The sequence below is a fragment of the Shewanella morhuae genome (assembly GCF_900156405.1).
GTDB lineage: Bacteria > Pseudomonadota > Gammaproteobacteria > Enterobacterales > Shewanellaceae > Shewanella > Shewanella morhuae.
Map to the genome: position 1 here is coordinate 107,851 of NZ_FTNN01000011.1, position 12,729 is coordinate 120,579.

8 protein-coding genes are annotated in these 12,729 nt (G+C 44.4%); 5 read left to right on the forward strand and 3 right to left on the reverse strand.

All coding sequences use genetic code 11. The features are described 5' to 3' along the window. The first annotated feature begins 39 nt into the window (after window positions 1-39). The 4 genes from gyrA (at window position 40) to BW947_RS13585 (ending at window position 6,966) form a co-directional block, all read left to right on the forward strand. A complete protein-coding gene (gyrA, locus tag BW947_RS13570) occupies window positions 40-2,799 on the forward strand; it encodes a DNA gyrase subunit A (protein WP_076500455.1) in 2,760 nt (919 codons plus the stop codon). 101 nt (window positions 2,800-2,900) lie between these two features. Next, window positions 2,901-3,992 (forward strand): 3-phosphoserine/phosphohydroxythreonine transaminase, encoded by a 1,092-nt coding sequence (gene serC / locus BW947_RS13575; protein ID WP_076500431.1) that lies wholly within the window; start codon window positions 2,901-2,903, stop codon window positions 3,990-3,992. Between the two features lie 452 nt (window positions 3,993-4,444). Then, window positions 4,445-5,779, forward strand: coding sequence for a glutamine synthetase family protein (locus BW947_RS13580; RefSeq protein WP_076500432.1), 1,335 nt, complete (start codon window positions 4,445-4,447; stop codon window positions 5,777-5,779). 266 nt (window positions 5,780-6,045) lie between these two features. Beyond that, window positions 6,046-6,966 (forward strand): LysR family transcriptional regulator, encoded by a 921-nt coding sequence (locus tag BW947_RS13585; RefSeq protein WP_076500433.1) that lies wholly within the window; start codon window positions 6,046-6,048, stop codon window positions 6,964-6,966. Window positions 6,967-6,974: 8 nt separating this feature from the next. On the opposite strand, the gene BW947_RS13590 is transcribed toward BW947_RS13585, so the two are convergent. From BW947_RS13590 to BW947_RS13600, 3 genes are all read right to left on the reverse strand, one after another. After that, on the reverse strand, window positions 6,975-7,871 hold the full coding sequence (locus tag BW947_RS13590; protein ID WP_076500434.1) for a YjjW family glycine radical enzyme activase: 897 nt from the start codon (window positions 7,869-7,871) through the stop codon (window positions 6,975-6,977). Next, window positions 7,843-9,405: a YjjI family glycine radical enzyme gene (locus tag BW947_RS13595; protein WP_076500435.1), complete on the reverse strand. Its 1,563-nt coding sequence runs from the start codon at window positions 9,403-9,405 to the stop codon at window positions 7,843-7,845. The genes BW947_RS13590 and BW947_RS13595 overlap by 29 nt, the downstream gene beginning before the upstream one ends. Window positions 9,406-9,781: 376 nt before the next feature. Next, window positions 9,782-10,972, reverse strand: a complete 1,191-nt coding sequence (locus BW947_RS13600) for an amino acid aminotransferase (RefSeq protein WP_076500436.1) — start codon at window positions 10,970-10,972, stop codon at window positions 9,782-9,784. Window positions 10,973-11,403: 431 nt separating this feature from the next. Between BW947_RS13600 and aroA the strand changes: the two genes are divergently transcribed. Next, window positions 11,404-12,684, forward strand: coding sequence for a 3-phosphoshikimate 1-carboxyvinyltransferase (gene aroA / locus BW947_RS13605; RefSeq protein WP_076500437.1), 1,281 nt, complete (start codon window positions 11,404-11,406; stop codon window positions 12,682-12,684). Window positions 12,685-12,729: the final 45 nt, after the last annotated feature.

Consider the following 12,729-nt stretch of genomic DNA (forward strand, 5'->3'; position numbering starts at 1 on the left):
TATACGTTGTCGGCTATTTTTCAGGGGAACGAGCAGTTTATGACTGATCTGGCATCATCTATTTCGCCAATTAATATCGAAGACGAACTAAAGAATTCGTACCTTGATTACGCCATGAGCGTGATCGTGGGACGTGCATTACCGGACGTGCGTGACGGCTTAAAGCCAGTACATCGACGCGTTTTGTTTGCCATGAGTGAATTGAAGAACGATTGGAACAAGCCTTACAAAAAATCTGCCCGTGTGGTCGGTGACGTAATCGGTAAATATCACCCCCATGGTGACTCTGCTGTTTATGACACTATCGTCCGTATGGCCCAGCCATTCTCACTGCGTTACACCTTAGTTGACGGCCAAGGTAACTTCGGTTCGGTTGACGGTGACAGTGCAGCGGCAATGCGTTATACCGAAATCCGTATGGATAAGTTAGCGCACCAATTACTGGCTGACCTTGAAAAAGAGACGGTTGATTTCGTCCCTAACTACGACGGCACAGAACTCATTCCAGCGGTTATGCCTACACGTATCCCTAACCTGTTAATTAACGGTTCATCGGGTATTGCGGTCGGCATGGCAACCAACATCCCACCACATAACTTAACGGAAGTGGTGAAAGGCTGTTTGGCACTGATTGAAGAACCTTCACTGTCGATTGAACAGTTGATGGAATACATCCCAGGTCCGGATTTCCCGACAGCGGCGATTATCAATGGTCGTAAAGGCATTATTGATGCCTATAAAACTGGCCGTGGCCGCGCAATTATGCGTGCACTGGCAGATGTGGAAACCGAAGATAATGGCCGTGAACGCATTATCGTGACTGAAATCCCTTATCAAGTGAACAAAGCCCGCTTAATCGAGAAGATTGCCGAGCTGGTTAAAGATAAAAAGCTTGAAGGGATCAGCGGGCTACGCGACGAGTCTGATAAAGACGGTATGCGTATTGTTATCGAAATTAAGCGCGGCGAAGTGGGCGAGGTAGTATTAAATAACCTTTATGCTCAAACGCAAATGCAGTGTTCTTTCGGGATTAACATGGTAGCCCTGACCAATGGTCAGCCTAAGCTATTTAACCTTAAAGAAATGCTCGAATGCTTTATTCTGCATCGTCGTGAAGTCGTAACGCGCCGTACTGTATTCGAATTACGTAAGGCCCGTGAGCGCGCCCATATTCTGGAAGCTCTCGCGGTTGCACTGGCCAACATTGATCCGATTATTGCACTGATCAAAGCCTCGCCTACGCCTGCTGAAGCCAAAATTAAATTGGTTGAACAAGGTTGGGAATTAGGTCACGTTCAAGGCATGCTTGAAAAAGCGGGCGATGACGCCGCGCGTCCTGAGTGGTTAGAACCAGAATATGGCATTCGTGACGGTCAATATTTCCTGACTGAACAACAAGCTCAAGCAATTCTTGAATTGCGCTTACACCGTTTAACCGGTCTAGAGCACGATAAAATCATTGCTGAATACGAAGAGCTACTCGAATTTATTGCAGGTTTACTGTTTATTCTGCGTAGTCCTGAACGTCTAATGGAAGTGATCAAGGAAGAACTTGTTCAAATTCTTGAAGAATATGGCGATGCCCGCCGTACAGTGATTAATGCCAACGAAGTGGATATGAGTCTTGAAGACTTGATCAACGAAGAAGACGTTGTCGTAACACTGTCGCACTTAGGCTATGCCAAGTACCAACCGTTGACCGATTACCAAGCCCAGCGCCGTGGTGGTAAAGGTAAAGCCGCGACGAAAGTGAAAGACGAAGATTTCGTCGAGAAGCTACTCGTTGCCAATACCCATGACACTATTTTGTGCTTCTCAGACTTTGGTAAGATGTACTGGCTTAAGGTGTATCAATTACCACTGGCGAGCCGTACGGCCCGCGGCCGTCCAATTGTTAACTTATTACCGTTAGCCGATGGCGAACGCATTACTGCGATTCTGCCAGTACGTGAATACGCCGCTGATAAATACATCATCATGGCGACCTCACACGGTACTGTGAAGAAAACTGCACTGACTGCTTATAGCAACCCACGTGCCAACGGCATTATTGCCGTTAACCTTAAAGACGGTGACCAACTGATCGGTGTCGACATTACTAATGGTGATGACGAAATCATGTTGTTCTCCAACGAAGGTAAAGTGGTACGCTTTGGTGAGAAAGTGCGTGATTCAGAAACCGGCCAAGTGAAAACCGATCCCGAAACTGGCGAAGAAGTCTTGTCCTTACGCCCAATGGGCCGTACAGCAACTGGCGTTCGTGGTATTCGTTTAGAAGAAGGTCAAAAAGTCGTGTCACTTATCGTACCTAAAGGCGATGGTGCAATTTTGACTGTGACCGAAAACGGTTATGGTAAACGGACTCAATTGTCTGAATATCCAGCGAAGAGCCGTGCGACTAAAGGTGTGGTTTCAATCAAGGTGAGCGAGCGTAACGGCGCGGTCGTTGGCGCAGTTCAAGTCGGTCTTAACGACGAACTGATGCTCATCAGCGATAAAGGCACTTTGGTGCGTACACCGGCGGGCGGCGTGTCTATTATTGGCCGTAACACGCAAGGTGTAACGATTATCCGCACCGCAGGCGACGAGAAAGTGGTTGGCTTGCAACGTATTGATGAAATCCAAATTGATGAGGATGAAGTCGAACTGGATGAAAACGGCTTACCGATTGTTCCCGTCGTGGTTGAAGGCGAATTAGCTGACCAACCTCTCGATGACCAGCTTGATGAAGAGCTGGATGATGAGGAAGAGTTGGATGAAGACGACGAGCTTGCTGATGATGAGCAAGACGAAGAGTAATTAAGTGTCACATAAACGAGCGTCCAATTGGACGCTCGTTTTTTTGATGGGTTATTTGTCATTAAGAACATCAATAATGGTTGGGATTAAGGAGAGTATCAGTGAGCGCGATTTATAATTTCTGTGCTGGACCAGCAATGTTACCTACAGCGGTAATGCAAAAAGCACAACAGGAATTACTTGATTGGAATGGCCAAGGCGTTTCCGTGATGGAAATCAGCCACCGAAGTAAAGAGTTCATCGCGCTAACTGAGCAAGCCGAGTCCGATTTACGTGAACTGATGCAAATCCCTGCTAATTACCATGTGCTATTTATGCACGGCGGTGGTCGTGGACAATTCTCTGCTGTCGTGAATAATTTTCTCGGTGAGCAAGGTAGAGCCCTGTATTTAGTCAGCGGTCAGTGGTCGTCAGCCGCATTAGCCGAAGCGCAAAAGCTCGCGGGTGAAGCGCAAATTGACAGTCGCAACATTGTTGAAAAACACAATGGACTCAATACCGTTATCTTGCCTGATTTACATAAAATTGATGCCGATTATCGCTATGTTCACTACTGTCCAAATGAGACCGTCGATGGTATCGAAATTTTTGATGAGTTAGACTCGCCTTGGCCGATTATTGCCGATTTATCGTCAACCATCATGTCCCGTGAAATCGATGTCAGCCGCTATGGCTTGATTTACGCTGGCGCGCAAAAGAACATTGGGCCATCGGGTTTGTCGATAGTGATTGTACGCGATGACATGCTAAAACTGCCGAGTTTATCGCAGTCGTCCATTATGGATTATCGGCTTCAAGTCGAGCACGGTTCTATGTTCAATACGCCACCTACCTTTGCTTGGTACCTTGCCGCAGAGGTTTTTGCTTGGCTTAAATCCATTGGCGGTATTGCGAGCATTGCGAAAGTTAATCAACAAAAAGCGCAGATGTTATATCAGTGTATTGATGGTAATGCGTTTTACCGTAATGGTGTCATTGCAGCTAACCGCTCACAAATGAACGTGACTTTCCAGTTAGTTAACGAAGCGCTCGATGGTGAGTTCTTAAAGCAAGCGCAAATTGCCGGACTCGTCGCCTTAAAAGGACATCGTATTGTCGGTGGTATGCGCGCGAGCCTTTACAATGCGATGCCACTTGAAGGCGTAGCTGCGCTCGTCAAGTTTATGAATGAATTTGCTGCTAAGCATAGCTAAGCGCGCACGGTTCTAAACGCACATAGTATCGTTTTTTATGCCCGTATTAATCTTGTGTGATTGCTAAAAATCTTTTGTAAAATAATTTTATACATAAAAAGCGAATGCATTTAGTATTCGCTTTTTATTTATACCATCCTCACATCATCTCAAAATAAACGACATCTACACTCAACTATATGTAATCACACTCTATTTTTCTGTGTATGTCTTGATAATGAGTCATTAGAGTACGGCCTAACACGATTAGCTAAGTCATTTAAGGAGCACTCAATATCAGTATCGTATCTGCCTAATCTCACTTAATCAGATTTTTCGATTACGTTTAGTTTTACTTTCGTCATTTATATTTTACATATTTACGTAATCTGTATGGCTTTTTAAACGAAAGCCTGATTATAATTTCGTTCTCTCATGGTGCTGTTCTCAATAATTAGTGACTACTAAATCAAATGGGCTCAACTCTTCTTACTGCATTTTTTAAGCACGGTACTATTCGTGATGTCGAATGTTTATTCCCTGATATCTCTGGTTACCCTAGAGGTAAGCTTATGCCTGCTCAAGGTTTTGCAAAAGGGGCTGAGCTGCGTATTGCCCAAGCGATTTCAATGCAGGCGATTACAGGCGAGTATTCCTATGATGCTGTTTTCCCTGATGCCGATCCTGATATTCTGTTAATCCCTGATTACAGTACCTTAAAAATGATCCCGTGGAGCACTGTACCACGCGCTTTTGCCATCCATGATTGCGTGTTATTAGATGGCCGTTTATGTCCATTTGCACCGCGCTCTATCTTGAAAAACGTATTAGCACGTTACCAAGCGCTTGGATTAACCCCAGTGGTCGCGCCAGAAATTGAGTTTTATCTTACTGAGGCCAATACCGATCCCAATGTGCCATTTAAGGCGCCTATTTCAAAAAGCGGTCGCGCTGAAAATGGACAATCTGCCTTTAGCATGAATATGTTAAATGAGCTTGCGCCATTTTGGGATGAGTTTAATGCCACTATCGATGCGATGGGGATCAAAGGGGATGCCTGGATCCATGAGATGGGTTTATCACAATACGAGATTAACTTAGTGCATGGCAATCCACTATTCTTAGCCGATCAAGCGTTTATGTTTAAATATGCGGCAAAAGAAATTGCGATTAAGCATGGAATGAATGCCGTCTTTATGGCCAAGCCGATAGCGGGCCAACCTGGTAGTTCTATGCATTTACATCAAAGTGTGGTCGATAATAACGGTGTTAATATTTTTAGTCACAGTGATGGTAGCGACACTGAACGGTTTCATCATTACATTGGCGGTTTACAAAAATATCTGCCTGATTTGATGCTGTTATTTGCCCCTAATATCAACTCGTTCCGACGTTACATATCGGGTAGCCAAGCGCCCATTAACCTAAGTTGGGGCGTTGATAATCGTACGACAGGCTTACGTGTGCCATTAAGTGATCCGTCTGCGAGACGAGTAGAGAATCGTATTGCTGGCGCCGATGCGAATCCATATTTGATGATTGCCGCTTCTCTTGCTGCAGGTTTGGCTGGGATGGAAGAAAAAATAGCCGCCACCGAACCCGTAATAGGCAACGCTTATGATAATAGTCATGACTTAGCGCCCACCTTTTTAGCGGCATTAACGCAAATGCGCCAAAGCGGATCGGCAAGACGTTTATTAGGCGATGACTTTGTGGCGGGTTTTGTGTCTGTGAAGGAGATTGAGTTTCAAAGTTACTTGGCAGAAATAGGCGCCTGGGAGCGACGATTTTTAGGCCCGCAAAGCTAACCTTTTGATACCTAAATGCATTAGCCATCTTAGGGTGGCTTTTGCACTTAATACACTGAGTAGCGATTTAGTGTAATTCAACATTTATGGGTAGACATTATCTACGATGGTAAGTGCTATACCTTAGGTTGATATCACACTCTATTGATTTGTATCATCTTTTAAATCAGCACATCCCTTATAATCTGCAAGTAATAGTACTTATTCTCAAATGACATTTATAGTTATCGCGATAAACTGTCTGACCAGCTCAAGGGACATAAGCAATGGATTTAGCAAAACTTTCACGTATCAGCATGAAGCATTTGATTACCTTGCATGTGATGCTTGACACTCTTAGCGTGACTGCGAGTGCTGAACGTTTATGCCTAAGCCCTTCATCCGTCAGTAAAACCTTGAGCCAACTGAGAGACAGCTTAAATGACGAGTTATTTTATCGTCATGGCAATGCATTAATCGCTACGCCATTAGCGAGAAGATTAGGCCCAAGCGTGCAGCAAATGATCAATGATATGAATCAAATCCTGAGTCAAGATGCGTTTGACCCGACACATTATCAGGGGCGGTTTTCGCTCGCGATGCGAGAAAGCACCTTTGAACTGCTGGCTGCTAAACTCAGCGCGCATATTCTCAATTTGGCGCCTAATATCCGCTTAGCGTTTTATAGTAAGGACAATATTGGTTTTGATGGTTTAAGCAAAGGTTCATTAGATTTTGTTCTGTTGCCCCATGACTTGAGCCAACCTAATCCTCTTCAAGACGATCTGGTGTGGGAGACCTTGTTCAACGATGAAATGGTTTGCCTAATGAACGCGTCCCATCCATTGGCCAAACAGCAAAATATCAGCTTCGATGACTATCTTAATTACAGTCATATTGGCATCACAGATACTGATCTCAGTACGCCTTTTTTTGATATTCTACTTGCTCAGCAATCTAAAAAGCGTGCCGTACCGATTTCAGTGCCTGATTTTGGCAGTGCCGCATTAATGTGTCACCACAGCGAGTTACTATTTACCTGTTCGCGCCGCTGGGCCAGTATTGCCAGTCAAGCTAAAGGCCTAACGATTAAGCCTTTACCCATTGAATATGGCAAGGTGGCTTATAGTCTAGTTTGGCATCGACAAAGTATGAACGATCCCGCCCATCGCTGGCTTTACGCACAAATATTGCTTTGTAGCCATTAAATCAGTCATTAGATAAACGTAGATGGCAGTACAATATTGGTTAATCCTCGCTTTGCAAGTTGAGCCGCTAAGTTTTCGATATCCATTGACGTACATTTAGGCCACATCAAGGCCTCATTAACCACACCATGGTGATGAAAAGCATTGAGCTTAATGTGAATACCTGTGCCTAATTGCAGTAAATAGCGCGCTAACTCTTCTATTTCTTGTTCATAATCTGTGATGCTAGGAATGTGTAACAATCTCACTTCATACAATTTTTGATATTGAGCAAGCAACTGGATTGACTTGAATACAGCATGGTTGTCGCGACCAGTAATGTACCTATGGGTATCTTGCTGCCACGCTTTAAGATCCACCATAGCGCCATCTAAAAAAGGTAATAATTTGTGCCAACCGGTTAAACTCAAACTGCCATTGGTATCGAGCATGCAAGTGAGGTGTGCTAGTGATGTGGATGTCTTAATCGCTTTAAAAAGTTCAACAATAAAAGGCAGTTGTAGACTCGCTTCGCCGCCGCTAACCGTAATACCATTAATAAAGTGATGCTGACTGTGAATGATGCCTAGCACGTCCTCAACACTGTAATGAAGGACCTTAGGGCTTGCTTGTTTCGGGCACACTGAAATGCAAGTATCGCATTGGCTGCAACGTTCGCTATCCCAAATAATATGAGGTTTATTATTTGGCTTTATCAGTGACAGCGCATTTTGAGGGCAGTGAGTTATGCAATCACCACAGGCATCGCATAATCCTATGGTGTGGGGGTTATGGCAATTTTTGCATTGATAATTACAACCTTGCATGAAGAGAACGAGTCTGCTACCAGGCCCGTCGACACATGAAAAGGGTAATATCTGATTAATAATCGCTTTTTTATTGAGTGACGTAGGGGGATTGTTCATGGGCAATCACTCGTGCTTGTCGTTGTAATATTCCGGTGTTAATTGCCGCTTCTGCTGCTAAACCTGTGGTGTTAGTACGCGAGCCGCATTGCTTAAATGCCTCAATGTCTGACCGCTTTACCATATAGCCCGTTACCCGCATTAAATCACTACCGCTAACATTGGCGGTAAATTCCCTAAAGCCTAAATTAAGCGCCGCTTTACACAGTTGAAACATCGCCTGAGGGTTAGCTTTTACAGTCTCATCTATGGTTAAAATATCGCTTATTCCCGCAGTATAATATTGATGATGCTGCGCTAAGGCTTGAATGTGGGCGATGGGGTTAGGCTCAGTGCCATAGGGAATGCGTACGCCTGGCGTAATGTTTTTGTCGAGACTAATCCCGCCTTGAGAATGCAGTAGCGCCCGATTGTGGTAACCATGTGTAACGGGCGTTGATTTAACGATTGTGTCGAGCATTGCCGAGATCCGGTAACCGAGCTGATTTGCATCAGTTCCATGACCATAACGTTGATTTTGCATGCTGGGTGTTGATGCTGTGTCGGAATGGCTGGGCGATAACGCTTGTAAAATATTAACCGCTTCCGCCATACCATAAATGCCAAACATAGGCGCAAAACGCGATTCATCAATCAATTGTTCTTTCACTAAAAAACTGTCAAAAAAGTGTGATTCTTGATGCAAAAATGCCGAGCGCGCCTCAATCAGTTCGAAGGAGAGTGAACTGTAGTGGGGCAATACCGTATCGAAAAAGTCATTAATGGAAGTGGCTTTTAACGCGACTTCTTTAAGATTAAGTCGAACTAAGGTATTGGCGCCGCCCGCTAAAGGTAAAGCGTTATAGCAACTTACAATGCCAAAACCGCGTTCATCAAATGCCTTGGCATGCAGTGGGTAATTCGCGATATGCGGCTTAGCGCACTGACAAATATTGGTGGTGGCAAGCAGCAACAATTCATCAGGCGTGACGGTGGGGTCGTACATAAAGGTTAAATTCGGGGCAACTTGTTTTAACTCAGCATCAATGCGTAACACAGTGCGGCAAACAATATTATCCGTAGGACCAATATTCACATGCATAAAGGCATCGGGCAACGTCCTGTCGAGCATGATCCAGAACAGTTTTAATTTACGATAAAGTTCTTCATCATTAACCCCGTGGGTGAAAGGCATTAATATTTCATCTAACTGGCCTAAATACACTGGAATATTAGTCACTGACGGCACATGGTGATAAAGGATCGTTAATGCGGTTAATGCTTCATCTAAATTTTGCGGGGCTGATAACTCTAAATACTCAGATCCTTGGTTAAGATAGCGAGCATAATCTGGCAATACATAGCGCGGTTTAAACGGCGCATGGCCTTCAAACATATCGCAAATAATGCCATCATTCATCGCCTTTTTTACCTCAACCGATATTGGCATATAGGGCAAGCTCGCCTCTGCCTCCAACGCTAAATAGTTGGATTTTTGCTTAGGTGAAAGCAGAGGATTTGTCACTATTTGCACTAATTTATCTTGTAATAGCATGGTGGAATATCCATAAGTTCTATGATGACCACTAATCTACTGGGCAGCTCTGGCTTTAAAAAGTGAAAATAGCCGCAGCCCTGATTGATGAAATGGAAATCCGGCGACAGAGGTCACAACTTATGATTTATTGCATATAACGACCGTTTTTTAAAACGCTAGAATGTGGCTTTTACGATTGAAAATAAAGCTTGAACAGTGAGACGTAGCTTTGCTTGATAGGTTTTGGGGATGTAGAACTGAAGGGAAGGTTTGTTAACGCTGACGCAGTGGGATGATTGAAAAGCTTAATGTTTGTAAGGGGTAAATAAACTCTGCTGCATCTTGAATCGTAACAATACAGCAGAGTGAGTTGTGCAGATAAACTAGGCCGTGCTTAAAGCACTTTAGCGATAGACTGAGCTAAGTAATCGACGTTATCTTCACTGAACCCAGCAATACTAATGCGGCTTGAACCTACCATATAAATACTAAATTCTTTTTGCAGGCGCGCAACTTGCTCAGGATTAACACCGAGAAAAGAAAACATGCCTTTTTGACGGGTGATAAAGCTAAAGTCACGGTCTACGCCATTGGCTTTTAGTTTATCCACTAAAATAGCGCGGTTACCGTTGATACGATCGCGCATGATTTTAAGCTCGTCTAGCCATTCTTGGGTTAATTCAGCCGAGCCTAAAATCGTCTCTACAATCGCCGCGCCGTGCGCTGGCGGCATAGAGTAGAGGCAACGAACCACATAAAGCAGTACCGATTGCGCAACATTGGCGCTATGGGCATCTTTAGCAATCACAGAACACGAACCGATACGTTCACGGTATAAACCGAAGTTTTTTGAGCATGAGCTGCAAAGGATCATATTATCGACTGCTGCCGCCATTTGACGCACGCCGTAGGCATCAATATCAACGCCATCACCAAAACCTTGATATGCCATATCGATAAGCGGAGTAAAGCCTTGATTTTTTGTCAGGGCAACCACTTTATCCCATTGCTCTGTGGTTAAATCCATCCCGCTGGGGTTATGGCAACAGGCGTGGAGTAACACTACGTCATCTGGGCTAATTTGCGATAGGGTAGCAAGCATCTCATCAAATTTCAATGATTTGCTATCGTAGTCATAATACGGATAGGTTTTAACGGTAATGCCAGCCGCTTCGAACAAACCGATATGGTTTGCCCACGTTGGGTCACTCACCCACAACACCGCATTGGGGTTACAACGCTTAATAAAGTCAGCCGCCACGCGCAGTGCGCCAGTACCGCCGGGGGTAGAAACAGTGCGAATACGATTTGCAATGATGGCACTATGGCCAGCGCCAAAGGCTAATTCTGTCATTAAGCTATTGAATTGTGGCGAGCCCGTTGGTCCGATATACACTTTGGTGGTTTCGGTATCGAGGCGATATTTTTCGGCCTTTTTCACGCAGCTAAGAATAGGAGTTACGCCGGTAGGATCTTTATACACTCCGACACCTAAATCGACTTTCAGTGGGTGAGTGTCTTCGCGGTACTGAGTCAATAAGCCAAGGATCGGATCCGCTGGCATTGCAATAAGTGAGTTAAACATAGCTCCATCTACCTTTCTGGTTATTTAGCAAACGTGATGATGTATCAAATAAGCATTATTTATTGTTTGGCACTTAGGATAGCGCGGAAAGGCTAAGTGTTTAAAGTGAAAACTGTGATTAAGCGCCTGTTAGCTTGGCCACTCACAGGGCCTAAATACGCTTAAATTATAAATTGGCGGCATATATTATAGTTTTTGGTATTTTTACACTGTTTTTTGCAAAGAATCCGACCTAAAAGTTATTTTTATCGAAAAAACGGTTGAATCCTTAGCGACAATCGGTAATTTTATAACCACGAAGTATCAATAAGGCCGCAATCTCCCTTTATTTGTAATCTTAACTTGACGCTGTGTAGCATTAAGTTGCCATTTTACGTACTTAGCCCGCGTGATCATGATGATGACGCCCTATAGAGAAAGAAGATTTATTCATGAAGCAATTACGTCTTGAACCTGTTCAGCAAGTCCGTGGTGAGATCAATATTCCTGGCTCAAAAAGTATTTCCAATCGCGCTCTATTATTGGCGACGTTAGCCCAAGGTACGACCACACTCACTAATTTGCTCGATTCAGATGATATTCGCCATATGTTGGCCTCTCTAAAACAGCTGGGGGTGAGCTACCGTTTATCGCAAAACAATACTGTGTGTGAACTCGATGGCTTAGGTGGCGTGATCACCTCAAAATCTGCGCAGGAATTATTTTTAGGCAATGCGGGGACCGCCATGCGTCCTTTGTGCGCCGCCTTAACCTTAGGCCAAGGCGAATTTACCTTAACGGGCGAGCCTCGCATGGAAGAGCGCCCGATTGGCGATTTAGTGGATGCTTTAAGGCAACTGGGTGCCAATATTGTTTATCTCAAAAATGATGGTTTTCCACCGCTGACCATTAATGCCACTGGCCTTAATGGTGGCGATGTTGAAATTGCCGGTGATTTATCCAGTCAGTTTTTAACCGCATTATTGATGGTGGCGCCGCTTGCCAAGGGCAATGTTAATATCCATGTGAAAGGCGAATTAGTGTCTAAGCCTTACATCGATATTACGCTAGCTTTAATGGCGCAATTTGGCGTCACTGTGATTAACCATGATTATGGCCGTTTTGAAATCGTTGCCGGTCAACATTACGTGTCACCGGGTAAAGTGCTGGTAGAGGGCGATGCATCATCAGCATCTTACTTTTTAGCTGCTGGCGCGATTAAAGGCGGTGAAGTTAAAGTGACGGGCGTGGGGCGTTTGAGTATTCAAGGCGATGTAAAATTTGCCGATGTGCTCGAAAAAATGGGCGCGGAGATTGAATGGGGTGATGACTATATTATCGCCCGCGGCGCTAAGTTAAGCGCCGTTGATTTAGACATGAATCACATTCCCGATGCAGCCATGACCATTGCTACCGCCGCCTTATTTGCCAAAGGTACGACGGTTATTCGTAATATCTACAACTGGCGTATTAAAGAAACCGATCGTTTAGCCGCAATGGCGACCGAATTACGAAAAGTTGGTGCCGAGGTTGAAGAGGGCAATGATTACATTAAAATCACCCCGCCAGCCGTGATTAATACTGCTGAAATTGATACCTATAACGATCACCGTATGGCGATGTGTTTTTCCATGCTCGCATTCGCCGATTGCGGTATTACCATTAACGATCCTGATTGTACTTCTAAGACATTCCCCGATTACTTTAGACAATTTGCGAGTCTTCAACATTAAGTTGTCAAGACCTGAAAATCTAATTTAGCCTCAACGTAAAAGAAG

Coding starts and splice junctions, on each gene's coding strand:
- gyrA (WP_076500455.1), top strand. CDS start 40: ATGACTGATCTGGCATCATCTATTTCGCCAATTAATATCGAAGACGAA.
- BW947_RS13580 (WP_076500432.1), top strand. CDS start 4,445: ATGGGCTCAACTCTTCTTACTGCATTTTTTAAGCACGGTACTATTCGT.
- BW947_RS13585 (WP_076500433.1), top strand. CDS start 6,046: ATGGATTTAGCAAAACTTTCACGTATCAGCATGAAGCATTTGATTACC.
- BW947_RS13590 (WP_076500434.1), bottom strand. CDS start 7,871: ATGAACAATCCCCCTACGTCACTCAATAAAAAAGCGATTATTAATCAG.
- BW947_RS13595 (WP_076500435.1), bottom strand. CDS start 9,405: ATGCTATTACAAGATAAATTAGTGCAAATAGTGACAAATCCTCTGCTT.
- BW947_RS13600 (WP_076500436.1), bottom strand. CDS start 10,972: ATGTTTAACTCACTTATTGCAATGCCAGCGGATCCGATCCTTGGCTTA.
- aroA (WP_076500437.1), top strand. CDS start 11,404: ATGAAGCAATTACGTCTTGAACCTGTTCAGCAAGTCCGTGGTGAGATC.